Raw genomic sequence first — 25,722 nt, 5'->3', positions numbered from 1 at the left:
TTTTTCGGGTGGTGTCAGGCCGTGGCGGCGCGGCGCAGGTTGCGGGTGATGGCGCTGAGCAGCATGCCGTAGAGCGGCACGAAGAGCATCAGCATGACCGCCAGCTTCACGCCATAGTCGACCCAGGCGATCTCCACCCAGTGCTCGGCCATGAACGGGTTTTCGCTGTGCCAGAAGGCGATGGAGAAGAAGGTGAAGGTGTCCAGCAGGTTGCCGAACAGGGTCGAGACCACCGGGGCGATCCACCACTGGCGCATGCGGCGCAGGCGGTCGAAGACCTGGATGTCGAGGATCTGGCCGAACACGTAGGCGAGGAAGCTGGCCAGGGAAATCCGCGCGACGAAGGTGTTGAATTCGCCCAGGGCGGCGAAGCCGTGGAAGGCGCCTTCCTGGAACACCACCGAGATCAGGTAGGAAGCCAGCAGCGCCGGGATCATCACCCGCGCGATGACCAGCCGCGCCGGGCGTTTGCCGAGCAGGCGGACGGTGAGGTCGGTGGCCAGGAAGATGAACGGGAAGCTGAACGCGCCCCAGGTGGTGTGCCAGCCAAACAGGGTCATTGGCAGCTGCACCAGGTAGTTGCTGGCGATGATGATCAGGATGTGGAACGCGACCAGGCCGGCGAGTGCGCCGCGCCTTGCCGCCGGAAGGGATGCCGACATGCTTTGGGCCTTTTTCGTCGATGGGGTGAGGGAACCCATGCCCGGCACCATGCCGAGCGGCGCGCATTGTATACGATCCGGACCGGGAAGTCAGGATTTGTTGAGCAAATTTTGTTCAGCTTCGGCACGAGACCCAGGGCACCTGTAGGAGCGAGCTTGCTCGCGAACAGATTTTCCGGCCGCATCGGCGCTAGCCGGGTTCGCGAGCAAGCTCGCTCCTACAAGGCGTTACGTCGTGGGCGCATAACGCGCCAGCGTTATCCGCCGTACGGGAAACGGCGGATAACCTGTTCCAGGTTATTCGCCCTACGCAGAGCTCGGCTCCTGCCTCCGCAGGATCGGCGCGGGGCGGGTTCGCGAGCAAGCTCGCTCCTACAAGGCGTTACGTCGTGGGCGCATAACGCGCCAGCGTTATCCGCCGCACGGGAAACGGCGGATAACCTGTTCCAGGTTATTCGCCCTACAAAAAGCTCTACTCCAGCGCCTCAGCGGGAATCGCCGCATCCAGCGTCTTGATCACCTTGGTGACGATGTAGGTGAAGTAACGCTCGATGCCCACGTCCTCCAGCAGCAACTGGTCGATGAAGCGCTGGTAGTGGTCGATATCCCGCGCCTGGATCATCGCGATGTAGTCCACCCCGCCGCCGGTGGCGTAGCAGAAGCCCACTTCCGGCGCCTGCTGCAGACGCTGTTCGAAGCGCTTCATGTCCTGCGCGGTGTGGCGCGCCAGGGTGATCTCCACCAGAACCTGCTGCTGCTTGAACAGCGCCGGCCAGTCGATCTGCGCGCGGTAGCCCTTGATCAGCCCGGCCTCCTCCAGCTTGCGTACGCGCTCCCAGGCCGGGCTGACCGAGAGGTTGATCGCCTCGGCCAGGCTCGACTTGGTGATGCGCCCGTCGCCGGCGAGGATGCGCAGGATCTTCAGGTCATAACGGTCGAGCTTGATCATCGCTGCCTCCCGCGCGGCTCAGCCGAGCACCTCGGCGACCACCGCGAGGGTGTCGCCACTCTGCACCAGGCCGGGAAAGTGTCGCGCGGCAAGGATGCCGCTGCGCTTGGCGCGGTACTCCACCGGAATCGCACCGGTGCGCAGCACATCGTGAACCCGCGCCAGCACCTCGCCGCGTTCGACTCGCTCGCCCAGGTCACGGCACATCTCCAGCAGGCCGCTGTGCTCGCTGGCGACGAAGCAGTCACCATCGGGCATGTCGAGCATCACCGAGTTCGCCGGCTCCACTTCGCCGCGCAGGATGCCGGCTTGCACCAGCAGATTGCGCACGCCGCGCCGGGCGATGGCCACGGTGCGCGCGCTGCTGCTGCCGCCGCCACCCAGTTCGGTGGTGACGAACAGCTTGCCCTGCTCCTCGGCGGCGCTGTCGTACATGCCCACTGCGTCCAGTTCCAGCATGCGCATGGCATAGGGCGCGGCAAAGGCGCGCATCAGCGCCTCGCTGGCTGCCTGCTGGGCCTTGTCCGGCAGCACATGGCAGGCGGCGAAGGGCAGGAAGTCCAGGGTGCGGCCGCCGGAGTGGATATCCAGCACCACGTCCGCCATTGGCAGCAGGGTGCGCTGGAAATAGTCGGCGATCTTCTGCGTCACCGTGCCGTCAGGGCGGCCGGGGAAGCTGCGGTTGAGGTTGCCGGCATCAATGGGCGAGGTGCGCTTGCCGGCATGAAACGCCGGGGTGTTCATGAACGGCACGATGATGACCCGGCCGCGCACGTCTTCGGCACGCAACTTCTGAGCCAGGCGGCTGAGCGCCACCGGGCCTTCGTATTCGTCGCCATGGTTGCCGCCGGTGAGCAGTGCGCTGGGGCCGTCGCCGTTCTTCACCACGCAGATCGGGATCATCACCGCTCCCCAGGCCGAGTCGTCCCGCGAGTAGGGCAGCTTGAGGTGGCCGTGCTGCACGCCGTCGCGCTGGAAATCGACACTGGCGGATATCGGACTTTCACGTATTGGATCATCACGCAGGGTCATCTGCTCACTCCTTCACGAACAGCTGGCGCGGGTAGTCGCAGAAGGTCTCCACTCCGCGTTCGGTGATGAGGATGCTTTCGGTGATCTCCAGGCCCCAGTCGTCCATCCACAGGCCGGGCATGAAGTGGAAGGTCATGCCCGGTTCGAGCACGCTGTTGTCGCTCGGGCGCAGGCTCATGGTGCGTTCGCCCCAGTCCGGCGGGTAGCTGATACCGATGGGGTAGCCGCAGCGGCTGTCCTTGTGGATGCCGAACTTCTCCAGCACGCCGAAGAACGCGCGGGCGATATCACCGGTAGTGTTGCCGGGCTTGGCGGCGTCCAGGCCGGCGGCGATGCCTTCGACCACGGCCTTTTCCGCGTCGAGGAAGTGCTTGGGCGGCTTGCCCAGGAACACCGTGCGCGACAGCGGGCAGTGGTAGCGCTTGTAGCAGCCGGCGATCTCGAAGAAGGTGCCGGCGCCACGCTCGAAAGGCGTGTCGTCCCAGGTCAGGTGCGGCGCGCTGGCATCGGCGCCGGTGGGCAGCAGCGGGACGATGGCCGGGTAGTCGCCGCCGTGGCCATCGGCACCGAGGATGCCGGTGCTGTAGATCTCCGCCACCAGCTCGTTCTTGCGCATGCCCGGTTCGATGCGCTCGACGATGTGCGCGTGCATCTTTTCGACGATGCGCGCGGCGATGCGCATGTACTCGATCTCGCGCGGCGATTTCACCGCGCGCTGCCAATTCACCAGGGCGGTGGCGTCGATGAACTTCGCGCCCCCCAGGTTGGCCTGCAGCGAGCGGAAGGCGGCGGCGCTGAAGTAGTAGTTGTCCATCTCCACGCCGATGCTTTTATTCGCCCAGCCGCGCGCGGCGATGACCTCGCGGGACAGATAGTCCATCGGGTGGCGCTCGGTGGACTGCACGTAGTGGTCGGGGTAGCCGACGATGTTGTCCGCCTGCATGAACACCGTGCGCCGCGCGCCGTTGGCATCCTGGCCGCGACCGAACCAGACCGGCTCGCCATCCAGCGCCAGCAGTACGCACTGGTGCACGTAGAAGGACCAGCCGTCATAGCCGGTGAGCCAGGCCATGTTCGACGGGTCGGTAACCAGCAGCAGTTCGATGCCGCGCTGTTGCATGCTGGCGCGGACCTTGGCGATCCGCTGGGCGTATTCCTCCCGGCTGAAGGGGAGGTTGACGACGATTTCGGACATGCGGAAATCCTCTCTCGGCTTTTGTTTTTTGTAGGAGCGAGCTTGCTCGCGAACCCGCCCAGCAGCGGCGCTGATGGAGAATCCGTTCGCGAGCAAGCTCGCTCCTACAGGGTGTTTGTCCTGCGTGAAACGGAGTCGAATGTTCAGCTATGAAACTTGAATCCCTTGCCCATCCGCTGCGCCCGCTGGAAGGCCAGGCCGGCGATGGCGGTGTCCTGCGCGCCGGTGCCGGTGAGGTCGCAGAGCGTGATGTCTTCGGCGCGGCGGCGGCCTTCGCGCTGCCCGGCGATGATCTGGCCCAACTCGGCAAAGTCGGCGTCCGGCCGTACGCAGCCAGCCTCCAGCGCGTGGTGCAGCTCGCCCAGCACCAGGGTCTGGCTGAGGCGGTCGGCGACGTAGCTGTCCACCGCCGCCAGGGCGTCGGCGGCGATCTCGTTCTTGTGCTCGGCGTCCGAGCCCATGGCGGTGATGTGCAGGCCGGGGCGCAGGTGCTTCTTCTGGATCAGCGGCTCACGGCTGGGCGTGCTGGTGATGGCGATGTCGGCACCTTCCAGGGCCTCGTCGATGCTCGCGCAAGCGCTGACCGCGATGCCCAGGCTGGTGCTCAGTTCCTGCGCGCATTGCCGCGCCTTGGCGATGTCCCGCGCCCAGACGCTGGCGGCTTCGATAGGCCGCACCAGGCACAACGCCTTGAGCTGCAGCCGCGCCTGTTCGCCAGCGCCGATCAGTGCGACCTGACGCGAGTCCTCGCGGGCCAGCCACTTGGCCGCCACCGCGCCGGCGCAAGCGGTGCGCACGGCGGTGAGGTAGCCGTTGTCCAGCAACAGCGCGTCGAGCAGGCCGGTGCGCGAGGAGAGCAGCATCATCATGCCGTTGAGGCTGGGCAGGCCGAGCTTGGGGTTGTCGAAGAAGCCGGGGCTGACCTTGATGGCGAAGCGCGGCAGGCCGGGCAGGTAGGCAGTCTTCACGTCGACTTCGCCGTTGTGCTCGGGCACGTCCAGGCGAAGGATCGGCGGCATCGCCACCGGCGCGGTAGCGAGCAGGCGGAAGGCCTGTTCGACGGCGTCTAGGCTCTCCCGGTCGATCGCCACACAGGCGCGCAGGTCGGCTTCGCTGAGCAGGGTGACGTCAGCCATGGGCGGTTTCCTCGAGGACTTGTTGGTGTTGTTCGATGGCGATGTTGCGGCCGCTGACGATCACCACCACCGGGCCGACCGGGGCGATCAGGCCGTCTAGGAGGGCGGCGATGCCAACGGCGGCGGCGCCTTCCACCACTTGCCGCTCCTCGCGGTAGGCGTGACGGATACCGGCGGCGATGGAGGGCTCGTCGAGCAGGTGCAGTTGGTCGCAGTAGTCGCGGGCCAGGACGAAGGTGTAGCGGTTGTCCAGGCCGATGCCGCCACCAAGGGAGTCGGCCAGGGTCGGCAGCTCTTCCACTTCCACCGGGTGGCCAGCGGCGAGACTGGCAGCCATGGCGGCGCCACGACGCATGCTGATGCCGTGCACGCGGATAGTCGGGTCGACCTGCTTGAGCGCCAGCGCCACGCCGCCGAACAGGCCGCCACCGGAAAGCGGTACCAGTACCTGGCGCACGTCCGGCAACTGTTCGAGGATTTCCAGGCCGAGGGTGCCCTGGCCAGCGATGATCTGCGGGTGATCGAAGGGCGGCAGCAGCGCCGCGCCCTGCTCGCGGGCAATCCGTTCGGCTTCGGCCTGGGCGTCGTCCTGGCTGTGGCCAACGATGCGCACCTCGGCGCCCAGCTCGCGGATCGCCTGGACCTTGTTCGCCGGCACCAACTGCGACAGGCAGATGGTGGCGGGCACGCCGAGCATGCGCGCGGCATGGGCAAGCGCGCGGCCGTGGTTGCCGGTGGAGGCGGCGACCACACCCTTGGCCTTCTGCTCATCGCTGAGCTGGGCAATCGAGTTGCTCGCGCCGCGCAGCTTGAAGCTGCCGGTGATCTGCAGCGATTCGAGCTTCAGGTACACCGGCGCGCCGAGCAGGCGCGACAGGCTGGGCGAATGCTCCAGCGGCGTCTGCCGCACCAGACCCTGGATGCGCTGGCGTGCGCGGTACAGCTCGATGAGGGGAATCGGCTCCATCTCGGCCTCCAGAGAATGCAGTGGGGCCGAGTGTAGGGGTGGGAAATTGTCGCGATGAATGTACTAGGACGATGTATTTCGCAGAGAGGCTTTTCGTAGGAGCGAGCTTGCTCGCGAACCGGCCCAGCGCCTGCGCCGCCGGGAAATCCGTTCGCAAGCAAGCTCGCTCCTACAGGGAGAATCCGGCGTCAGAAATCGTGGATCTTCGGGTACTGCCCGAACAGCTCGCGCATGTCTTCCAGGGCGCTGGCCATGCGCTCGTCACTGCACTCCGCGCCCATGCACAAGCGCACCGCGCGCGGTCGCGGCGTGCCGCGCACCATGAAGGGATCGGGCGGCGTCACGGCGATATGCCGGTGGCGCAGCTCGCGCACCAGGCTGTCCAGTTCCCAGTGTTCGGGGATGCCGATCCAGGCGCTCAGCGAATGCGGATCACACCCCTGCAGATACTCGCCGAGAAAGTCCCGCACCAGCCCCTGGCGCTTCTCCAGCACCCGGCGCTGCAGACCAATCAGCGCCTGGGCGTTGCCATTGTGGATCCAGCGCGCCGCCACTTCCGCCAGCAGCGGCGTGGCCATCCAGCTGTTCACCCGCAGGATGCTCTCGGTGCGCAGCGCCAGCCGTCGCGGCATGGCCAGGTAGCCGATGCGCAGGCCGGTGAGTACGCTCTTGGTGAAGCTGGTGCAGTAGAACGACAGGTCCGGCAGGTAGTGGCTGAGCGGCGGCAGGCGGCGTTCACCAAGCAGCGGGCCATAGACGTCGTCCTCGATCACGTACACGCCATAGCGCTGGGCAATGGCGGCGATCTCGCGGCGGCGCGTGTCGGGCATCAGGCACGAGGTGGGGTTGTTCAGGTTGGGCGTGCACACCAGCGCGGTGATGCGCTCGTTGGCGCAGAGGTCTTCGAAGTGCTCCGGGTCGATGCCTTCCTTGTCGATCTCCACGCCCTTCAGGGTGAAGCCGAGCACCTGGGAATTGCCGATCACGCCGTGGTCGGTGAGTTGCTCGCAGAGCACCACGTCGTCCGGCCCCGCCAGCGACGCCAGGGCGAGGAAGATGCCGTGGGCGGCTCCATTGGTGATCAGCACGTCATCGCGCTCGCGCTTGAGGCCCAGCTGCGCCAGCCATTGCACGCCGGCGTCGCGGTGCGCGTCGAAGCCGGCCACCGGGCGGCAGGCGCGCATCCACGGCTGGTCGGTTTCCTGCGCCAACTCACGGCAGGTGTCCTGCCACAGACGATCGTGTTCGCGGGTGTGGACGATGCTGGCGATGGAGAAGTCCACCAGCGCGCGCTCGGGGTGGTCCACCATGTAATGGGCCATGCCCTCGGTCATCCGCCGCGAGACGAAACTGCCGCGGCCCACCTCGCAACGCACCAGGCCCTGGCGCTCCAGTTCCTTGTAGGCGTTGGTCACGGTCTGCACGCTGATGCCCAGGCCATCGGCCATGTGGCGCTGCGGCGGCAGGCGCTGGCCGTCGCTCAGGCGGCCCTGCTCGATGTCGCCGGCAATCGCCTGCACCAGGGTCTTGTACTTGGATTCGCCGACCCGCAGGTCGGCCAGGGCGCGACGCCAGGCTTCCATCTTCAGCGCTCCGTCTGGTCAGGCACTCAGAGTGACGGACCGGCACACTGGCGGCAATTGTCCTAGTGCAATGTCGACTCTTCCGAGCCTTTTGTATGCTCGGGCGCAGGACACCAACAGGACATCGAACCGTACATCGAGCCGCATTGTCAGGCCCGCGCAGAAAAAACCTGCGGATGCGTTCGTCGCGACGATGGCTTTTTCCCGCCACGGGGTTGTCGATCAGGAACAGCCGCAAGGCACCCCGCCTTAGTCTGGCGTCGAGCTTGTCTCCCTCGCCAACGAGAGAGCCGAGAGAACTTCGGAAGGCCCCGCCCAGGGCCCGACCTACAAAAACAACAGTCGTACGACATTGCTACCTGCCATCCATCGCCGCGCGCCATGAGCGTTCGGCAAGAGAAGATCAGGAGATCCGAAGATGAGTACCGCCCCTGTTTTCCTGCGCCGCCTGAGTCTTGCCTGCACCCTGCTGGCCTGTACCGTCGCCAGTGCCGGCAGCTACGCCGAAACCACCCTGGAACGCATCAAGAGCACTGGCACCGTGCGCATCGGCTACGCCAACGAAGCGCCGTTCGCCTACACCGAGACTTCCGGCAAGGTCACCGGTGAATCCCCGGAGATCGCCACGCAGATCTTCACCCAGATGGGCGTGAAGAAGATCGAACCGGTGCTGACCGAATGGGGCGCGCTGATTCCCGGCCTGCGCGCCGGACGCTTCGACGTGATCGCCGCCGGCATGTACATCACCCCGCCGCGCTGCCAGCAGGTGATCTTCACCGACCCGCACTATCAGATTCCCGATTCGCTGCTGGTAAAGAAGGGCAATCCGAAGAACCTGCACAGCTACGCCGACGTGAAGAACAACCCGGATGTGAAGCTGGCGATCATGTCCGGCACCGCCGAGCTGGGTTACGCCCGCGCCGAGGGTGTGGCGGAAGAACAGATCGTCCAGGTGCCCGACACCACTGCCCAGTTGCAGGCCGTGCGCGCTGGCCGCGCCGATGCCAGCGTCGGCACCGCGCTGACCATGAAGGGCCTGGCCGCGAAAGGCGGCGATTCGGTGGAAGCCATCAGCGATTTCAAGGATGACCCGTCGCACATCGGCTACGGCGCCCTGGCCTTCCGCCCCGACGACAAGGACCTGCGCGACGCGGTGAATGCGCAGCTCAAGCAGTGGCTGGGCAGCACCGAGCACCTGGCGACGGTCAAGCCGTTCGGCTTCGACCGCTCCAACGTCACCGACAAGACTGCCGCCGAGCTCTGCAAACAGTGACCGGGCCGGGCGCGTCGCTGGTCTAGGTCGCGCCTGCCTGGCCGTTTGGTCGAACCTGTCGCTACGGGATACGCACCATGGGTGAACTACTTCCTCTGCTGCTGGAGGGCGCCTGGATCACCATCCAGGTGACCGTCTTCGGCTCCCTGCTGGCGGTGGCCACTGCCATTATCGCCGCGCTCGGCCGGCTCTCGCCGTGGCCGGCGGTGCGCTGGCTGGCCATTGCCTACATCGAGCTGTTCCGCGGCACTTCGCTGCTGGTTCAGCTGTTCTGGCTGTACTTCGTGCTGCCACTACCGCCCTTCAACCTGGAGATGAGCGCCTACAGCGTGGCGATCCTCGGCCTGGGCCTGCACATCGGCGCCTACGGTGCGGAGGTCATGCGCGGTGCCATCGGCTCAGTGCCCAAGGGACAATACGAAGCCTCGCTGGCGCTGAACATGTCGCCCTTCACCCGCTTCCGCCGGATCATCCTGCCGCAGGCGCTGCTCTGCGCGATCCCACCGGGCACCAACCTGTTGATCGAACTGCTGAAGAACACCTCGCTGGTCTCGCTGATCACGCTCTCGGATTTGACCTTCCGCGCGCGCCAGCTGGACCAGGCGACCTTCGAGACCATGAAGATCTTCCTGCTCACCCTGGTGCTGTACTTCGTCATGGCCCAGGTCATCGTCTTCCTCATGCGGCGTCTTGAACGCTGGCTGGGGCATGGACGAATCCGCGGAGGCCTGTGATGAAATTCTTCGACTGGGACTTCGCCTGGCAGATTCTCCCGCAGTTGCTGCACGCCTCGCTGCGCACCATCGCCATCACCCTGGTGGGTTTCGCCCTGGCGGTAGTGTTCGGCCTGCTCTTCGCCATTGCCCGGCGCAGCCGGCACTTCTGGCTGTCGTGGCCGGCGGCCTGGCTGATCGAGTTCATCCGCAGCACGCCGCTGCTGATCCAGGTGTACTTCCTGTTCTATGTGCTACCGACCTACGGGCTGAGCATGACCGCCCTGGTGGCCGGTACCCTCGGCATCGCCCTGCACTACGCCTGCTACACCGCCGAGGTGTACCGCGCCGGCCTGGAAGCGGTGCCGCGCGGGCAGTGGGAAGCGGTCACCGCGCTGAACTTCTCGCCGTTCAAGGCCTACCGCGAGGTGATCCTGCCGCAGGCTATCCGCCCGGTGCTGCCGGCACTGGGCAACTACCTGATCGCCATGTTCAAGGACACCCCGGTGCTCTCCGCGATCACCGTGGTGGAAATCATGCAGCAGGCGAAGAACATCGGCTCCGACAGCTTCCGCTACCTGGAGCCGATCACCCTGGTCGGGGTGTTCTTCCTGCTCATCTCCATCGGCCTGGCCAGCGTGGTCCGCCAGGTGGAAAAACGTACGGCGCTGCCATGACTGACTCTTCTGGAGGTACTCCGATGTCCGTTCACTCCCTTCAAGCCGCCCCGCGCGCTTCGAGCCAGGATGCCCCGGCCGCACGCGCAGAGACGGCCCAGCCGATGGTCAGCTTCCGCAACGTGTGCAAGAGCTACGGCAGCTTCAGCGTCCTCAAGGACCTCAACCTGGAGGTCGGCGCCAACGAGAAGGTCGCCATCATCGGCCCCAGCGGCTCGGGCAAGTCCACCCTGCTGCGCGCGCTGATGACCCTGGAAACCATCGACAGCGGTGTGATCGAAGTCGATGGCGAACCGCTCACCCATCTCAAGCGCAACGACAGCCTGGTGCGCGCGCCGGAAAGCCATGTACGCAAGGTGCGCAGCAAGATCGGCATGGTCTTCCAGTGCTTCAACCTGTTCCCGCACATGAGCGCGCTGCGCAACGTGATGGAGGCGCCGGTGCAGGTACTGGGCATGCGCCGCAACGAAGCACGCGAGCGCGCGGTGGAGTTGCTGGAGATGGTCGGCCTGGGCAACAAGCTGGACCACTATCCCTCACAGCTATCCGGCGGCCAGCAACAGCGCGTGGCCATCGCCCGCGCGCTGGCGATGCGGCCCAAGGTGATGCTGTTCGACGAGGTGACGTCGGCGCTGGACCCGGAGCTGTGCGGCGAGGTGCTCAACGTGGTGCGCAAGCTGGGCTCGGAGCACAACCTGACCATGCTCATGGTCACCCACCAGATGGGCTTCGCCCGCGAGTTCGCCGACCGGGTGTGCTTCTTCCACCAGGGCAGCATTCTGGAGCAGGGCAGCCCGCAGCAGTTCTTCGGCCATCCGCAGCATGAGCGGACGCGGGCCTTCCTGAGTGCGGTGAACGAGGCGAACTGATTAGATTTCTGCAAGAGCCCCTCACCCTAACCCTCTCCCGCAAGCGGGAGAGGGGACCGTTCGGAGCAGGATGAAACCACAGCATCAGCCGGCACGATCTGCCCCCTCTCCCCCCGGGAGAGGGTTGGGGTGAGGGGAAGCGCGAGCATGGATTAATCCAGGGAAAGACAGTTGCTCCTACAAGGAGCAATCAGGCGTTGCCGACGAAGCGGAAGCCCGCGCCCTCGGCGTCGGTGCGCATCACTTCCATTTCCAGGATCGGCGCATCGAAGGGCATGTCCTGTACCTGGCCGGTGACCCTGGAACCAGCGGGCAGCGCGGCGAGCACTTCGTGGCGCACATAGACGCCGCCGTCGGACAGGTCACGGGTATGGCCGAACACATCGCCGAAGCTGGAGTGGCTGATCTTGATCCGGCACTTCATCGGAGTGCGCGGGTATTGCCGTTGGTTCGACATGAATGGCATCCGTCCTGAATGTCAGCGCACTAATGGGCCTGAAACCTGTGGGTCAGGTCAAGCCAGCAGTTGCACGAGTAGCCAGAGGTTGGCGGCGCTGATGACGCAGAACAGGGTCCAGGCGAGCAAGCGGGTGAGGAGGCTGTTGGCGAACTCGCCCATCAGCGCGCGATCACTGGTGAAGCGGATCAGCGGCCACAGCGCAAAGGGCAGTTGCAGGCTGAGCACCACCTGGCTCATCACCAGCAACTTGCCCACCACCTTGTCGCCCAGCATCAGCACGCCGATCAGCGCCGGGATCAGCGCCAGTGCGCGGGTGATCAGGCGGCGCTGCCAGCAGGGAATCTTCATCTGCAGGAAGCCATCCATGATCACCTGCCCGGCGATGGTGCCGGTGAAGGTGGAGCTCTGCCCGGAGGCGAGCAGGGCGACGCCGAAGAGGATCGCAGCCAGGCCGGTACCCACCAGTGGTTCGAGCAGGCGGTAGGCATCCTGGATTTCGGTGACGCCGGTGTTCCCGGTTTCGTGGAAGGCTGCCGCGGCGAGGATCAGGATCGCCGCGTTGACCATCAGTGCAAGGCTCAGCGAGACCACGGTGTCGATCCGCGTCAGGCGGATTGCCGCGGCCTTGCCGTTGCTGCCGCTGACCTGCCGGGTCTGCACGATGGAGGAGTGCAGGTAGAGGTTGTGCGGCATCACCGTGGCGCCGAGGATGCCGATCGCCAGGTACAGCGGCTCGCGCTGGGTCACCGCGTCCCAGCTGGGCAGGAAGCCGGCGGCGACGTCGGGCCAGTAGGGCTTGATGAGGATCAGCTCGACCAGGTAGCAACCGCTGATGGTGACGATCAGGCCGAGCATGATCGCTTCCAGGTGGCGGAAGCGCTGGCCCTTCAGGCCGAGCACGATGAGCGTGTCGAAGGCGGTGAGGATGACGCCGGTGACCAGGTCGACGCCCAGCAGCAGGTGGAAGGCCAGGGCGCAGCCGAGTACTTCGGCGAGGTCCGTGGCGACAATCGACAGCTCCGCCAGCAGCCATTGCAGGCGCGCTGAACCGAGGCTGTAGCGGCTGCGCGAGAGCTGCGCCAGGTCCTGGCCAGTGACGATCCCCAGGCGCATCGCCAGGCACTGCAGGACCATCCCGGCGAGGCTGGAGAGCAGCACCACGAACAGCAACTGGTAGCCGAAACCCGAGCCGGCTTCGATGGCGGTGGCCCAGTTGCCCGGGTCCATGTAGCCGATGGAGACCAGCAGGCCGGGACCGGCGAACTGCAGGATGCGCTTCCACAACGGCGCGCCGGCCGCGACCTGGATGCTGCCTTTGACTTCCGAGGGACAGAACGGCGCGGTGGCGGTGGTCGGCAGGCCAAGCATGGGAGTTATTCCTGGCTTATGGGCGGGCAGGGCAGACGTGTGGAAAGAAACCTGTTTCGCGAGCTGCTGGCAACTGCGGTGCCTGGGCCGGTTCGCGAGCGCGCTCGCTCCTACAGGTCCACGCCGAAGCGCTCTGCGTAGGAGCGAGCTTGCTCGCGAACCGCATTGCGTCGGCTACGCGGCCCAAGGCGACATCAGTACCACCGGGCCTCGCCCTCGGGACGCTTCTTGAAGCGCTTCATGGTCCACATGTACTGGCTGGGATAGGCGCGCACGTACTTGGCCAGCTCGCGGCTGAGCGCAGCCACCGACACGGCCATGTCCTTGTCGTACATGTCCGCCGGCGCGGCTTCGAGGATCACCTTGTAGCCGCTGCCATCGGGCAGGCGCACGGCGTGGAAGAACACGCCACGGGCCTTGCCGCGCGACAGCAGCGAGGGCACGAACTTGCTGGTCAGCGCGGTGGTGCCCAGGTAGGGCACGAACAGGCCCGAACCCAGGTCCGGCTCCGGGTCGCAGGGGATGCCGACACAGCCGCCGTTCTTCACTTCCTTGATCACGCTCTTGATGCCTTCGGGCGTGGAGGGCGCGACGCGATTGCCCAGCTGCACACGCTGCTTCTTCAGCAGGTCGTCCACGGCCTTGAGCTTGGGCGGGCGGTAGAAAATGATCGGCTTGGCGTAGGAGCAGTAGAAGTGGTTGAGCACTTCCCAGTTGCCCAGGTGGCTGGTGATGCCGACCAGGCCGTCGCCGGAGGCCAGCGCTTCTTCCAGCACTTCCATGCCTTCGACTTCGCGGATGTACTGCAGCGACTTCTGCGGCGACCACATCCAGGCGCAGGCGCTCTCGGTCAGCGTGCGGCCGATGTCCATCAGGCTCTGGCCGACGAGTTTCTCCAGCTCGGCCTCGGACAGCTCGGGGAAGCAGTGCGACAGGTTGATCCGCACGATCTCGCGGGACCGGTTGGGCAGCTTCCACATCAGCCAGCCGATGCCGGCGCCCAATGCGCCCACCGCGCGCCACGGCAGCATGGCGAACAACCGCAGGAAGCCCACCACCAGTGCGCCCTTGAATTTCTCCACGGAAAACTCCTTCAAGCAGATGGCGGCCATTGTAGCCGCTCGCGCCGGCATTTCGGGCGCCATCGAGGCTCCACACAATCTCCACCCGGCGAACACATGGCGCCCACGGCGCGCGCGCAACCTGCGGCCATTCGATCCACTGGCCCGGAGGCCCACGATGCGTACCCCAACCTTCCTTGCACGGCTGTATTGCCTGCTGCTGGCGATGAGCGCCAGCCTGGCGGCACTGGCTGCTGATGACAGCAGTTCCAGCCCATACTTCTTCGTCGAGAATGCCGACCCGGCCGTCGATGCGCTCCCGCTCAAGGCGACCCGCGTGGATGCCCGCGTGCTGGGCAACATCGCCGAAGTAACGGTGACCCAGGAATACCGCAACCAGGGCAAGACGCCGCTGGAGGCACGCTATGTGTTCCCCGCCTCGACCCGCGCCGCCGTCCACGGTATGACCGTGCACCTGGGCGACCGGGTGGTCCAGGCGCAGATCCGCGAGAAGCAGCAGGCCAAGGCCGAGTACCAGCAGGCCAAGCAGGCCGGCAAGACCACCGCGCTGCTGGAGCAGGAGCGCGAGAACATGTTCCAGATGAACGTCGCCAACATCCTCCCCGGCGACGTGGTGCAGGTTGAGCTGCGCTACAGCGAGCTGCTGGTGCCCACCGACGGGCATTTCCAGTTCGTCTTCCCGACGGTGGTCGGGCCGCGCTACAACGGTCGCGGTGAATCCGGCAGCGGCAAGCAGCCGTGGATCGAGTCGCCATACCTGCCGGCCGGGCAGCCTTCGGCCACGACGTTCGCCCTGCAGGTCGAACTGCTGGCGCCGGTACAGATCGGCGAGATTGCCTCGCCTTCCCATCGCCTGGACATCCAGCGGGACGGCCAGCGCGTTGCGATCCGCGTGGCTACCGACGATACGAGCGCCAACAACCGCGATTTCATCCTCGACTACCAACTCGGCGGCGATGCCGTGCAGAGCGGCCTACTGCTGTCGCGCGGCGAGCAGGAGAACTTCTTCCTCGCCATGGTTGCCCCGCCGCGCGCGCCGGACGCCCGGCTCATCGTGCCGCGCGACTACGTCTTCGTGGTCGATGTCTCCGGCTCGATGAACGGCTTCCCGCTGGACACCACCAAGACCCTGCTGCGCGACCTGATTGGCCGTCTGCGCCCCAGCGACACTTTCAACCTGCTGCTGTTCGCCGGCGACAACCGCAAGCTGGCGGAGCGTTCGCTGGCCGCCACCGCGGAGAACATCCGCCTGGCCATCGACCTGCTGGACAGCCAGGTCGGTGCCGGCGGCACCGAATTGATGCCGGCCTTGCGCGAGGCGCTGGCGATGCCCACCGACCCGGAGCGCTCGCGCAGCTTCGTGGTGGTCACCGACGGTTACGTGACTATCGAAAGCAGCGCCTACAAGCTGGTGCGCGAGAACCTGAGCAAGGCCAACCTGTTCGCCTTCGGCATCGGCAGCGCGGTGAACCGCAGCCTGATCGAGGGTTTGGCGCGGGCGGGGCAGGGCGAGCCCTTCGTGGTGACCGATAATGAGCAGGCGAGCAAGGCGGCGCAGCGCTTCCGCAAGATGATCGACAGCCCGCTGCTCAAGGGCATCCACGCCCGCTTCGAGGGCCTCGACGTCTACGACGTGGAGCCACTGCAATTGCCCGACCTGTTCGCCAATCGCCCGCTGGTGCTGTTCGGCAAGTGGAAAGGCGAGCCGCGCGGCGAACTGCGTCTCGACGCCCACGCCGCAGACGGCCCGTTCCAGGTACGACTGCCGATCAACGCCGACAACCTCACCGACAACGGCGGCGCACTCGCTCACCTGTGGGCGCGCCAACGCCTCGCCAACCTGATGGACCAGGAAGCCCTCGACGGTGGCTTCGAGTTCAGCTCGCAGATTCTCGACCTTGGCCTGAAGTACCAGCTCCTCACGCCCTACACCTCGTTTATCGCCGTCGACCAGCAGGTGCGCAACCCTGATCCGCTGGCGAGCAAGACGGTCGACCAACCGCTGCCGCTGCCCCAGGGCGTGAGCAACAACGCCATCGGCAGCACCGTGCCCGGCACGCCGGAGCCAGGCGTATGGGCCATGTTGTTGCTGGCCGCACTGGGCGGCTGGTGGTGGCGGAGGAAGGCCGCATGATCCGTCGCCTGCCCGGCTGGAGCTGGCTGCTGTTCGCCGCACTGGCGGCCTGGCCAAGCTGGTTGTGGGCGGCGCGGCGGCTGGGTGATGGCTCGGATGATCCGTTGGGCATCCTCGCGCTGGCGGCGCTCGGATTGCTGCTCTGGCGCGACCGTTCCAGCCTGCGCGCTCAACCGCGTCTGCACTGGCTCGGGATCGCGGCGATACTGCTGATCGTCGGGGCGCTTTCCCAATCGATTCTGCCGCCGCTGCTGCGCGGGCTGCTCTCGGTGCTGGCGCTGCTGCTTGTGCTTCTCAGCCTGCGTGCCCCCGGTCAGCCCTGGCTGGCCTGGCTGGGGCTGGGCGTGCTGTCGCTGCCGCTGCTGTCATCGCTGCAATTCTTTATCGGATATCCACTACGCGTCGTCACCGCCGAAGCCAGCGCGTGGCTGCTGCGCCTGGGCAGTTGGACGGTGGAGCGGCAGGGCAGTGCGTTGCTGGTGGATGGCCAGTGGGTGATGGTCGACGCGCCCTGCTCGGGTATCCAGATGGCCTGGGTCGGCTACTTCAGCGCCTGTGCGCTGGCGGCCTGGCTGCGGCTGCCGGACCGCCTGCTGCTGCGCCGCCTGCCGCTGGTGGGGCTGCTGGTGCTGGGCGGCAATATCCTGCGCAACACCTTGCTGGTGTGGGGCGAGAGCGGGGCGAGCGGATTTCCCGGCTGGGCCCACGAGGCGGTCGGTCTGCTGGTGTTCGCCGGGGTCTGCGGGATGATTTTCCGGGTGATTGGGCGACGCGCTTTTGCGCTCTCGGCATCGGTCGAAACTATGGGGCCTGACGCTTCGACGCGTTTCACCGGCAGCCTGCTTGGCGCCCTGCTGCTGGCGACGCTCTGGCCTTTTTTGCCGCCGGCTACTAGCGCGCCGGCGGCACCCCGAGTTGCCCATGAATGGCCGGTGCAATTCGAAGGTCGCGCCATGCGTCCGCTGGCGCTTTCGCCAGTGGAGCAGCGCTTCGCCGAGGATTTCCCCGGCCAGCTTGGCCGCTTCACCGATGGCCAGCGCAGCATCGTGCTGCGTCAGGTGCTGCGGCCCACCCGCAAGCTGCATCCGGCGGAGGACTGTTTCCGCGCGCTGGGCTATCGAATCGAGCAGACGCAACTGCGTCAGCGCCCCGGAGCGCAGGGCCTGCAACGCTGCTTCGTGGTGACACGAGAGGGCACGCGGCTGCACGTCTGCGACTACATAGAGGACGCCTCCGGCCAGTCCTTCTCCGATACCTCGGCCTGGTACTGGTCGGCGCTTTCCGGCCGCTCCACCGGGCCATGGCAGGCGGTCACGGTGGCCAGCCGGTTGCCTTAGGTGCGGGTCAGCTGGGCGTAGCGGTCGCAGTCGACGGTGTGGTCCATCACCATGCCGGTGGCCTGCATGAAGGCGTAGCAGATGGTCGGGCCGACGAAGTTGAAACCGGCCTTGCGCAGGGCCTTGCTCATGGCCTCGGCCTCGAGCGTCACCGCCGGCACGTCGCCGCGGCCGCGGAAGTGGTTGACCTTGGGCTGACCGCCGACGAAGGACCAGAGGAACGCCACCGGGTCCTCCAGCTTCAGCCAGGCCTGGGCGTTCTGCCGCGCCGCCTTGAGCTTGGCGAAGTTGCGGATGATCCCCGGGTCCTGCATGCGCTCCTCGATCTCCTCGTCGGTCATGCGCGCCAGGCGTTCGGGGTCGAAGCCGAACAGCACCTCACGGTAGCGCTCGCGCTTCTTCAGCACGGTGATCCACGACAGTCCGGCCTGGGCACCTTCGAGGATGATCATCTCGAACAGCGCGCGGCCATCGCGCTGGGGCACGCCCCACTCGGCATCGTGGTAGGCGATGTACAGCGGGTCGTCGTTACACCAGAAGCAGCGGGGCATGGCAGTCGGCCTTCGAAGCGGGGAAGTTCTGACTATAGGCAGAAGGCTGTACAAAAATACAGTCGTGCATCCTGTTTTCACGCCTGCAACAGGGTGCAAACGGTCGCTCAAAAAACGCTGTGAAGCCCAAGCTGCAAGCGTCTTGCGGTATACTGCCGGGTTTTAGTCGCATATCCAGCACAGGTGAAATTCGTGAGCCAGACTACGCCCGCCGTGCCCACCTTCCAGGACCTGATCCTCGCCCTGCAAAAATACTGGGCCGATCAGGGCTGTGTGGTGCTGCAGCCCTACGACATGGAAGTAGGCGCAGGCACCTTCCACACCGCCACCTTCCTCCGCGCCGTGGGCCCGGAAACCTGGAACGCGGCGTACGTGCAACCCAGCCGCCGCCCAACCGACGGCCGCTACGGCGAGAACCCCAACCGCCTGCAGCACTACTACCAGTTCCAGGTGGTCCTCAAGCCCAACCCGGAAAACTTCCAGGAGCTGTACCTGGGCTCGCTGCAGGCCATCGGCATCGACCCGCTGGTACACGACATCCGTTTCGTCGAGGACAACTGGGAATCGCCGACCCTCGGCGCCTGGGGCCTGGGCTGGGAAATCTGGCTGAACGGCATGGAAGTCACCCAGTTCACCTACTTCCAGCAGGTTGGCGGCATCGAGTGCTACCCGGTCACCGGTGAGATCACCTACGGCCTGGAACGCCTGGCCATGTACATCCAGGGCGTCGACTCGGTGTACGACCTGGTCTGGGCCGACGGCCCGTTCGGCAAGGTCACCTACGGCGACGTGTTCCACCAGAACGAGGTGGAGCAGTCGACCTACAACTTCGAACACGCCAACGTCGAGAAGCTGTTCGAGCTGTTCGACTTCTACGAAAGCGAAGCCAACCGCCTGATCGAGCTGCAGCTGCCGCTGCCGACCTACGAGATGGTCCTCAAGGCCTCGCACACCTTCAACCTGCTGGACGCCCGCCGCGCCATCTCGGTGACCGAGCGTCAACGCTACATCCTGCGCGTGCGCACCCTGGCCCGCGCCGTGGCGCAAAGCTACCTGCAGGCCCGCGCCCGCCTCGGCTTCCCGATGGCCCCCCCCGCACTGCGTGACGAAGTACTGGCCAAGCTGAAGGAGGCCGAATAATGAGCGCGAAGGATTTCCTCGTCGAACTGGGCACCGAAGAGCTGCCCCCCAAGGCGCTGAAAAGCCTCGGTGAAGCCTTCCTGGCCGGCATCGAGAAGGGCCTCAAGGCCGCTGGCCTGACCTACGCCGCCGCGCGCTGCTACGCCGCGCCGCGCCGCCTGGCCGTGCAGATCGACCAGCTCGCCGTGCAGCAGCCCGACCGCACCGTGAACCTCGACGGTCCGCCGCTGCAGGCAGCCTTCGACGCCAGCGGCAATCCGACCCAGGCCGCCCTGGGCTTCGCCAAGAAGTGCGGCGTGGACCTGGAACAGATCGACAAGAGCGGCCCGAAGCTCAAGTTCAGCCAGAGCATCGCCGGCCAGCCGGCCGTGGGCCTGCTGCCGGGCATCGTCGAAGCCTCGCTGAACGAGCTGCCGATTCCCAAGCGCATGCGCTGGGCGGCCCGCCGTGAAGAGTTCGTGCGTCCGACCCAGTGGCTGGTGATGCTGTTCGGCGACGACGTCGTCGACTGCGAGATCCTCACCAAGAAGGCCGGTCGCGAATCCCGTGGTCACCGCTTCCACAACCCGGCCAACGTGCGCATCTCCGCACCGGCCAACTACCTGGAAGACCTGCGCAGCGCCCATGTGCTGGCCGACTTCGCCGAGCGCCGCGAGATCATCTCCAAGCGCGTGGCGGAACTTGCCGCCGAGCAGAAGGGCAGCGCCATCGTCCCGGCCGACCTGCTGGATGAAGTGACCGCGCTGGTCGAGTGGCCGGTGCCGCTGGTGTGCTCCTTCGAGGAGCGCTTCCTTGCCGTGCCGCAGGAAGCCCTGATCACCACCATGCAGGACAACCAGAAGTACTTCTGCCTGCTGGATGCCAACGGCAAGTTGCTGCCGCGTTTCATCACCGTGGCCAACGTCGAAAGCAAGGCGCCCGAGCAGATCGTTTCGGGCAACGAAAAGGTCGTGCGCCCGCGCCTGACCGACGCCGAGTTCTTCTTCAAGCAGGACCAGAAGCAGCCGCTGGAAGCCTTCAACGCCCGCCTGAAAAACGTGGTGTTCCAGGCCCAGCTCGGCACCGTCTACGACAAGGCCGAGCGTGTTTCCAAGCTGGCTGCCTACATCGCCGAGCGCATCGGCGGTGACGCCAGCAATGCCGCCCGTGCCGGCCTCCTCTCCAAGTGCGACCTGGCCACCGAGATGGTCGGCGAGTTTCCGGAGATGCAGGGCATCGCCGGTTACTACTACGCCACCGCCGGTGGTGAGGCCAAGGACGTCGCCCTGGCGCTGAACGAGCAGTACATGCCGCGCGGCGCCGGCGCCGAACTGCCGGGCACCCTGACCGGTGCCGCAGTGGCTGTTGCCGACAAGCTCGACACCCTGGTCGGCATCTTCGGCATCGGCATGCTGCCCACCGGCAGCAAGGACCCGTACGCCCTGCGTCGTGCGGCCCTCGGCGTGCTGCGCATCCTGATCGAGAAGCAGCTGGACCTGGACCTGGTCGACGCCATTGGTGTGGCCGTAGCCCAGTACGGCGACAAGGTGAAGGCCGAGGGCCTGTCCGAACAGGTGCAGGACTTCGTCTTCGACCGTCTGCGTGCCCGTTACGAGGATGAGGGCGTCAACGTGGCCGTGTACCAGGCCGTGCGTGCGCTCAAGCCAACCGCTCCGCTGGACTTCGACCAGCGCGTGCAGGCCGTGCAGGCCTTCCGTCAGTTGGCCGAAGCCGAGGCACTGGCCGCCGCCAACAAGCGCGTGTCGAACATCCTGGCCAAGGCCGAAGGCGAAGTCCCTGCAACCGTCGATGCCGGCCTGTTCAGCGAGGCCGCCGAGAAGGCCCTTGGCAGCGCCGTGGCAGCTGCCGAAGGCGAAGTGGCTCCGTTGGCCGCGGCTCGCGACTATCGCACTGCGCTGGCCCGTCTGGCGGCCCTGCGTGCGCCGGTGGATGCGTTCTTCGAGGAAGTCCTGGTCAACGCGGACGACAACGCCGTGAAGGCCAACCGCTACGCGCTGCTGGCGAAGCTGCGCGGGTTGTTCCTCGGCGTCGCCGACATCTCGCTGCTGGGTTGATGCCCGCCTGAAAGCCGGGAGTTCGCAACGGTTCGCCGTGACGAACTCCCGGCTTTTTCATTTCCGACTTATCGAAGCGCGTGACTTAACCAAGCATGAAGCTACTGATCCTCGACCGCGACGGTGTCATCAACCAGGACTCCGACGCCTATATCAAATCCCTCGACGAGTGGATCCCGATCCCCAGCGCGATCACCGCCATCGCCCGCCTGAGCAAAGCCGGCTGGACCGTTGCCGTGGCTACCAACCAGTCGGGCATCGCCCGCGGCTACTACGACCTGGCCACCCTGGAAAGCATGCACCAGCGCCTGCGCGAACGGGTGGCAGAGCAGGGCGGTGAACTCGGTGTGGTCGTCTACTGCCCGCATGGCCCCGACGAGGGCTGCGACTGCCGCAAGCCGAAACCCGGTATGCTGCTGCAGATTGCCCAGCACTACGGCGCTGAACTACGCGGCACCTGGTTCGTGGGTGACAGCCGGGGTGACCTGGACGCCGCGCTGGCCGTCGATTGTCAGCCAGTGTTGGTAAAGACCGGCAAAGGCGAACGAACCCTGACCAAGCCGTTGCCCGAAGGCACGTTGGTATTCGACGATCTGGCGGCAGTAGCCGACCAACTTCTTTCCTGAGGACCCATCCCCCATGTCGATAGTGCAGGCCATCAGAACCGTACTCTTCTACCTGCTGCTGTCGTTCAGCGCCTTCGCCTGGGGCACCCTCAGCCTGCTCATTGCGCCCTTCCTGCCGTACCGCGCGCGCTACCGCTTCATTGCACAGGCCTGGTGCAAATTCGCCGTCTGGCTCGCCAGCTGGATGGTCGGCGTGCGCTACGAACTCAAGGGCGTGGAGAACATCCCCGAGCAGCCCTGCGTGATCCTCGCCAAGCACCAGAGTACCTGGGAGACCTTCTTCCTCACCGGCTACTTCGAGCCGCTGGCGCTGGTCCTCAAACGCGAGCTGCTGTTCGTGCCCTTTTTCGGCTGGGCCATGGCGCTGCTCAAGCCCATCGCCATCAACCGCGAGCAGCCCAAAGTAGCCCTCAAGCAGATCGCCAAGCAGGGCGATGAGTGCCTCAAGAAGGGCGCCTGGGTCCTGATCTTCCCGGAAGGCACCCGCGTTCCTACCGGCCAGATCGGCAAGTTCTCCCGCGGCGGCGCTTCCCTGGCGGTCAACGCCAACCTGCCGGTACTGCCGATCGCCCACAACGCAGGCCACTGCTGGCCGAAGAACGGCTGGGCGAAATACCCCGGTACCATCCAGGTGGTGATCGGCCCGGCGATGTACGCCGAAGGGGAGGGCGCACGCGCCATCACTGAGCTCAATCAGCGCGCCGAAAACTGGGTTGCACAGACTCTCCGTGACATGGGCGAGCTGCCGGTGGACGCTACCCCTCAGACGGTAGCTGAAGCTTCCTGATACTTTGCTTTCCGGCAGATAAAAGAAAAGGGCCCCGAAGGGCCCTTTCTTTTTGCCTGTGGCTTTCCCGTGGAGGGAGACAAAGATAGCCGTCCTCAAAGGGGCGAAAACACAGGGCTGGAGGCGACTTCGGACAGACTTAATGAACCCTGTCGGCCAAAGTAAATGGGCCAAAACCTACCGTCGGACAATGTTACTTTCCAAAGCCAGTAACGACGGGGCTTCTAGCCAGTCATAACCTCTCGGGAGGCGGCACGATATCAGGGTATCTTGTCGGCATCTCCGCTCAATTGACAGGTTGTCAATCCGCCCACTTTACACCACGCCCACCCCAGCTAGAAGCCGAGAAATTACAAATCTCACCTGCCCGTAGGACGGCACAAATGCACCACAAGCCGTTCCTCCACGGCCACGGTAAGCATGACCCGGTCACAGGCATCGAGTGCCCTTAGGCCCCCAGGCTTCTAGCCTCCACCACCGTCACACCCTACTTGGCAGCAGGAATAACTCCGCCCTCCCGGAATGGGTCTGGCAGCAAGTGGCGCGATACGGATTGGCAAGTCACCGAACTACTTTCGATGGACGTCCGGGGCTCCGCTCCACCCCAGCAAATAAATTCCAACCAAAATGGAATATTCCATTGACAATGGAATCAGGCTCAGACAACCTGTCCACATTCCAAATGGAGTGGAACATATGAGACTCGAAGATCTGTTTTGCAACCAGGCAAAGCCACAGACCAAGATCCGCCGCGACCAGCTAGCCAATGAGGTTAACGACGCCTACTTGGGTCATCTCAATGCTGAATCAGAGAAGTACCGGTGCGATCCGGAAGCTCTAGATAAGGTTCTGGGTGGGGCCTCCCATTTCAATGCCATTGCTGAGGGCTGCTACGACTACGCAGTTGAAGGCCAACTCAAGACAACCGGTGTCGGCCCCCAAGATGACAACTGGTTGGACTTTGCATCCTTCATTAACCAAGCCCGATGGGACGACGAGTTCCACAGCGCGAACTCCTTGGCACCAAGCCTTGAGCACCTATTCAAGCTGGGAGCAATTCGTGCACGCCTCGACAGCGACACACTTGGTGATGTCGCGACTGAAGCCTTACCTACTGTGCTCAAAGATTCCGAGTGCGGATATCTCACCCTGAACGAAGTCGCCTTCCTTGCACAGATGACGGAAAAGGCCGTGCGGAATGCCACACAACCCACCGCACCGGATCGTCTTCACACTCGAAAAGAAGGGACGCGCACCGTGGTCGACTCCCATGAAGCGCTGCGCTGGCTGAAAGGACGCCGTAACTTCAAACCTACAGTGCTGGTATGAGGTGAGGGATGCTCATGACTCAACATGCCGAACAGCGTTGCCAAGAACGCCACATCAGTCCCATGCAACTGGAGTGGCTGCTGTGCTACGGGCAAGAAAGCCATAACCGAGGAGTTTGCCTGTGCTTTTTTGACCGCGATGGCTTCTCGCAATTACTCAAAGATGTTGACCCCAAGAGCCTGGAGTTGGCCTTGCGTAGCCGAAACATCTACGCGGTGCTGACAGAGAGCAAGGTCATCACCGTGGGTTACCGGGATGAACGGCTAAAGCCGCAAAAAACACACAAGCGCATTCGACGTGGCACACCCAGCAACCCGGCTGCCCGCCGTATTCACCGTCGCACGCGCTAACTCAAGGAATGAACCATGAGCCACTTTGAACAATTCAGCCCGATCCTCCTCGACTCGACCATCAGCCTGAGCGGTTCCGAACTGCCCCAGGAGCTTTTGCTGTCATCCGAAGGCAATGTTCAGACGTTCTATGCTCCCTTCGACTACATCAACACTAAAGCCCGAATCACTATCTGCGGCATCACGCCTGGCCACCAGCAGGCCGTGAATGCACTCAGCGAAGCACGCAAACAACTGCGGGCAGGTACTTCCGTTGAAGAAGCCCGAAGGAAAGCCAAGGAAACCGCGAGCTTTTCTGGGCCAATGCGCAACAACCTGATTGCCATGCTCGATTACATTGGCATCGCGAAATTGCTCGATATCGATAGCTGTGCCCGGTTATTCGATACGCACACACACCTGGTGCATTACACGTCCGCACTGCGCTATCCGGTTTTCATCAATGGCGCGAACTACAGTGGCAGCCCCTCAATGCTCAACCACAGCTCGATGCGACAACAGGTCGAGACGCATCTTGCAGAGGAGGTAGAAGCGCTGGGGAATAACTGCCTCTACGTTCCCCTTGGGCCCAAAGTGGCCGAAGCCCTTGAGTACCTGCAACGCAAAGACCTAATCAAACCTGAGCAGATTCTCGCAGGTCTACCTCACCCTTCAGGCGCTAATGCTGAACGCATCAGCTACTTCTTGGGCAACAAATCACGTGAGCAGCTATCTGCAAAAACCAATGCCGGGGTACTGGACGCAGCACGGACGCAACTGTGTTCCAAGGTGTCCAACATCGCCGCTCAAGGATGGCATTGATGCAAAAGCTTCTGACTCTACCAATGCGGTCACTACTGACTATCAAGCTATGGGCAGCACGAAGACTACTCACTATGGCTGAGGAGCAAACCCAGGATGCACGCAGCTTGGTTTGTGGTAACTGCTCGCCTGCCGGCATCAACTGTGAGCGTCCCCATCACTGCCGGGTACAGCCTCTCAAGAATCGAGAAGACCTCCTGAGAAACGCACTACTCGACACTAACGAACGACTTGAACGGCTAAACGGTGTCTGACGCGAGTCAATCCGTTACTGACTATCAGAGAGCGACACTATGAGCAGCCTCTTCAGCGGGCCTTATTTTGAGCATGTCCTGTCACAGGAACCGCTTTGTTCCGCCGAGTACTTTGCTCACGGCTCCTCAGCCATGCTCTTTCAGCGTAATGGCCAACTCTATCGACTGACCACTGACGGACGTGGCCACTGCTTCCTATCCGAGCAATCGGCCAAGGGCAATCCGTACGTGGTGAGGGTTATTCAGGACTTCGGGCCGGTCGCACCAGCCGATGAGGCGTATTGGGATGATGAGTTCTACTGGCTAGCAGAGGTTGAATGGCTCCACCCCATTGAATCGACCCTAGTTTCGTAGACACCTCCGTGCCTCATAATACGACCCATTAGGAGGTGC

Annotated in this window: 25 protein-coding genes; 14 read left to right on the top strand and 11 right to left on the bottom strand. The window is 64.6% G+C overall.

Features of this window, described 5'->3' with window-relative positions; all coding sequences use genetic code 11:
- Positions 1–14: 14 nt before the first annotated feature.
- The 7 genes from CTR55_RS14455 to CTR55_RS14425 all read right to left on the bottom strand — a co-directional run bounded on the left by CTR55_RS14455 (position 15) and on the right by CTR55_RS14425 (position 7,524).
- The gene (locus CTR55_RS14455; protein ID WP_296287172.1) at positions 15–662 is read right to left on the bottom strand and encodes a 7-cyano-7-deazaguanine/7-aminomethyl-7-deazaguanine transporter; all 648 of its coding nucleotides are present in this window, start codon (positions 660–662) and stop codon (positions 15–17) included.
- A gap of 472 nt (positions 663–1,134) precedes the next feature.
- Positions 1,135–1,611, bottom strand: coding sequence for an Lrp/AsnC family transcriptional regulator (locus CTR55_RS14450; protein WP_296287171.1), 477 nt, complete (start codon positions 1,609–1,611; stop codon positions 1,135–1,137).
- Positions 1,612–1,629: 18 nt separating this feature from the next.
- Positions 1,630–2,643 carry a N(2)-acetyl-L-2,4-diaminobutanoate deacetylase DoeB gene (gene doeB / locus CTR55_RS14445; protein ID WP_296287170.1) on the bottom strand — a complete coding sequence of 338 codons (1,014 nt, stop codon included), beginning with the start codon at positions 2,641–2,643 and terminating at the stop codon, positions 1,630–1,632.
- A 4-nt stretch (positions 2,644–2,647) separates the two neighbouring features.
- Complete coding sequence (gene doeA, locus CTR55_RS14440; protein WP_296287169.1) at positions 2,648–3,838, bottom strand: ectoine hydrolase DoeA; 1,191 nt, start codon at positions 3,836–3,838, stop codon at positions 2,648–2,650.
- A gap of 143 nt (positions 3,839–3,981) precedes the next feature.
- Positions 3,982–4,974: a cyclodeaminase gene (locus CTR55_RS14435; protein ID WP_296287168.1), complete on the bottom strand. Its 993-nt coding sequence runs from the start codon at positions 4,972–4,974 to the stop codon at positions 3,982–3,984.
- A complete protein-coding gene (gene eutB / locus CTR55_RS14430; RefSeq protein ID WP_296287167.1) occupies positions 4,967–5,941 on the bottom strand; it encodes a hydroxyectoine utilization dehydratase EutB in 975 nt (324 codons plus the stop codon). The genes CTR55_RS14435 and eutB overlap by 8 nt, the downstream gene beginning before the upstream one ends.
- Before the next feature lie 188 nt (positions 5,942–6,129).
- Complete coding sequence (locus CTR55_RS14425) at positions 6,130–7,524, bottom strand: PLP-dependent aminotransferase family protein (protein ID WP_296287165.1); 1,395 nt, start codon at positions 7,522–7,524, stop codon at positions 6,130–6,132.
- A 418-nt stretch (positions 7,525–7,942) separates the two neighbouring features.
- Between CTR55_RS14425 and ehuB the strand changes: the two genes are divergently transcribed.
- The 4 genes from ehuB to ehuA all read left to right on the top strand — a co-directional run bounded on the left by ehuB (position 7,943) and on the right by ehuA (position 11,056).
- The gene (gene ehuB, locus CTR55_RS14420; protein ID WP_296287164.1) at positions 7,943–8,797 is read left to right on the top strand and encodes an ectoine/hydroxyectoine ABC transporter substrate-binding protein EhuB; all 855 of its coding nucleotides are present in this window, start codon (positions 7,943–7,945) and stop codon (positions 8,795–8,797) included.
- 77 nt (positions 8,798–8,874) lie between these two features.
- Entirely contained in the window at positions 8,875–9,531 is a 657-nt protein-coding gene (gene ehuC, locus CTR55_RS14415; RefSeq protein WP_296287163.1) for an ectoine/hydroxyectoine ABC transporter permease subunit EhuC, read from the top strand.
- Positions 9,531–10,187 (top strand): ectoine/hydroxyectoine ABC transporter permease subunit EhuD, encoded by a 657-nt coding sequence (ehuD, locus tag CTR55_RS14410; protein ID WP_296287161.1) that lies wholly within the window; start codon positions 9,531–9,533, stop codon positions 10,185–10,187. The genes ehuC and ehuD overlap by 1 nt, the downstream gene beginning before the upstream one ends.
- Before the next feature lie 23 nt (positions 10,188–10,210).
- Positions 10,211–11,056, top strand: coding sequence for an ectoine/hydroxyectoine ABC transporter ATP-binding protein EhuA (gene ehuA / locus CTR55_RS14405; RefSeq protein WP_296287160.1), 846 nt, complete (start codon positions 10,211–10,213; stop codon positions 11,054–11,056).
- Between the two features lie 190 nt (positions 11,057–11,246).
- Here ehuA and CTR55_RS14400 read toward each other — a convergent pair whose 3' ends face one another.
- The 3 genes from CTR55_RS14400 to CTR55_RS14390 form a co-directional block, all read right to left on the bottom strand.
- Positions 11,247–11,513, bottom strand: coding sequence for a PilZ domain-containing protein (locus CTR55_RS14400; protein WP_296287158.1), 267 nt, complete (start codon positions 11,511–11,513; stop codon positions 11,247–11,249).
- 57 nt (positions 11,514–11,570) lie between these two features.
- Positions 11,571–12,884 carry an Nramp family divalent metal transporter gene (locus CTR55_RS14395; RefSeq protein WP_296287157.1) on the bottom strand — a complete coding sequence of 438 codons (1,314 nt, stop codon included), beginning with the start codon at positions 12,882–12,884 and terminating at the stop codon, positions 11,571–11,573.
- A 194-nt stretch (positions 12,885–13,078) separates the two neighbouring features.
- Positions 13,079–13,966: a lysophospholipid acyltransferase gene (locus CTR55_RS14390; RefSeq protein WP_296287155.1), complete on the bottom strand. Its 888-nt coding sequence runs from the start codon at positions 13,964–13,966 to the stop codon at positions 13,079–13,081.
- 157 nt (positions 13,967–14,123) lie between these two features.
- Here CTR55_RS14390 and CTR55_RS14385 point away from each other — a divergent pair, with 157 nt between their 5' ends.
- Positions 14,124–16,100, top strand: coding sequence for a VIT and VWA domain-containing protein (locus CTR55_RS14385; RefSeq protein WP_296287154.1), 1,977 nt, complete (start codon positions 14,124–14,126; stop codon positions 16,098–16,100).
- Positions 16,097–17,437: an exosortase Q gene (gene xrtQ / locus CTR55_RS14380; protein ID WP_296287153.1), complete on the top strand. Its 1,341-nt coding sequence runs from the start codon at positions 16,097–16,099 to the stop codon at positions 17,435–17,437. Before CTR55_RS14385 ends, xrtQ begins: the two co-directional genes overlap by 4 nt.
- Here the strand turns inward: xrtQ and CTR55_RS14375 are convergent.
- A complete protein-coding gene (locus CTR55_RS14375) occupies positions 17,434–17,988 on the bottom strand; it encodes a DNA-3-methyladenine glycosylase I (protein WP_296287152.1) in 555 nt (184 codons plus the stop codon). The genes xrtQ and CTR55_RS14375 overlap by 4 nt on opposite strands.
- 192 nt (positions 17,989–18,180) lie before the next feature.
- On the opposite strand from CTR55_RS14375, the gene glyQ reads away from it, so the two are divergent.
- The 8 genes from glyQ to CTR55_RS14335 all read left to right on the top strand — a co-directional run bounded on the left by glyQ (position 18,181) and on the right by CTR55_RS14335 (position 25,683).
- Complete coding sequence (glyQ, locus tag CTR55_RS14370) at positions 18,181–19,128, top strand: glycine--tRNA ligase subunit alpha (RefSeq protein WP_296287150.1); 948 nt, start codon at positions 18,181–18,183, stop codon at positions 19,126–19,128.
- Entirely contained in the window at positions 19,128–21,182 is a 2,055-nt protein-coding gene (gene glyS / locus CTR55_RS14365) for a glycine--tRNA ligase subunit beta (RefSeq protein WP_296287148.1), read from the top strand. Before glyQ ends, glyS begins: the two co-directional genes overlap by 1 nt.
- 95 nt (positions 21,183–21,277) lie before the next feature.
- Entirely contained in the window at positions 21,278–21,808 is a 531-nt protein-coding gene (gmhB, locus tag CTR55_RS14360; RefSeq protein WP_296287147.1) for a D-glycero-beta-D-manno-heptose 1,7-bisphosphate 7-phosphatase, read from the top strand.
- 13 nt (positions 21,809–21,821) lie between these two features.
- Complete coding sequence (locus tag CTR55_RS14355; RefSeq protein ID WP_296287146.1) at positions 21,822–22,595, top strand: lysophospholipid acyltransferase family protein; 774 nt, start codon at positions 21,822–21,824, stop codon at positions 22,593–22,595.
- 696 nt (positions 22,596–23,291) lie between these two features.
- Positions 23,292–23,924, top strand: coding sequence for a hypothetical protein (locus CTR55_RS14350; protein WP_265661249.1), 633 nt, complete (start codon positions 23,292–23,294; stop codon positions 23,922–23,924).
- Between the two features lie 14 nt (positions 23,925–23,938).
- Complete coding sequence (locus CTR55_RS14345) at positions 23,939–24,274, top strand: DUF4258 domain-containing protein (RefSeq protein WP_296287145.1); 336 nt, start codon at positions 23,939–23,941, stop codon at positions 24,272–24,274.
- Positions 24,275–24,289: 15 nt separating this feature from the next.
- Positions 24,290–25,075, top strand: a complete 786-nt coding sequence (locus CTR55_RS14340; RefSeq protein ID WP_296287144.1) for a hypothetical protein — start codon at positions 24,290–24,292, stop codon at positions 25,073–25,075.
- 293 nt (positions 25,076–25,368) lie between these two features.
- Positions 25,369–25,683, top strand: a complete 315-nt coding sequence (locus CTR55_RS14335; protein WP_296287142.1) for a hypothetical protein — start codon at positions 25,369–25,371, stop codon at positions 25,681–25,683.
- Positions 25,684–25,722 lie beyond the last annotated feature (39 nt).

Source organism: Pseudomonas sp., from assembly GCF_002796985.1.
Classification (GTDB): Bacteria; Pseudomonadota; Gammaproteobacteria; order Pseudomonadales; family Pseudomonadaceae; genus Pseudomonas.
The sequence above is the reverse complement of the archived record's forward strand: the minus strand, read 5'-3'. Positions and strand labels throughout refer to the sequence as shown.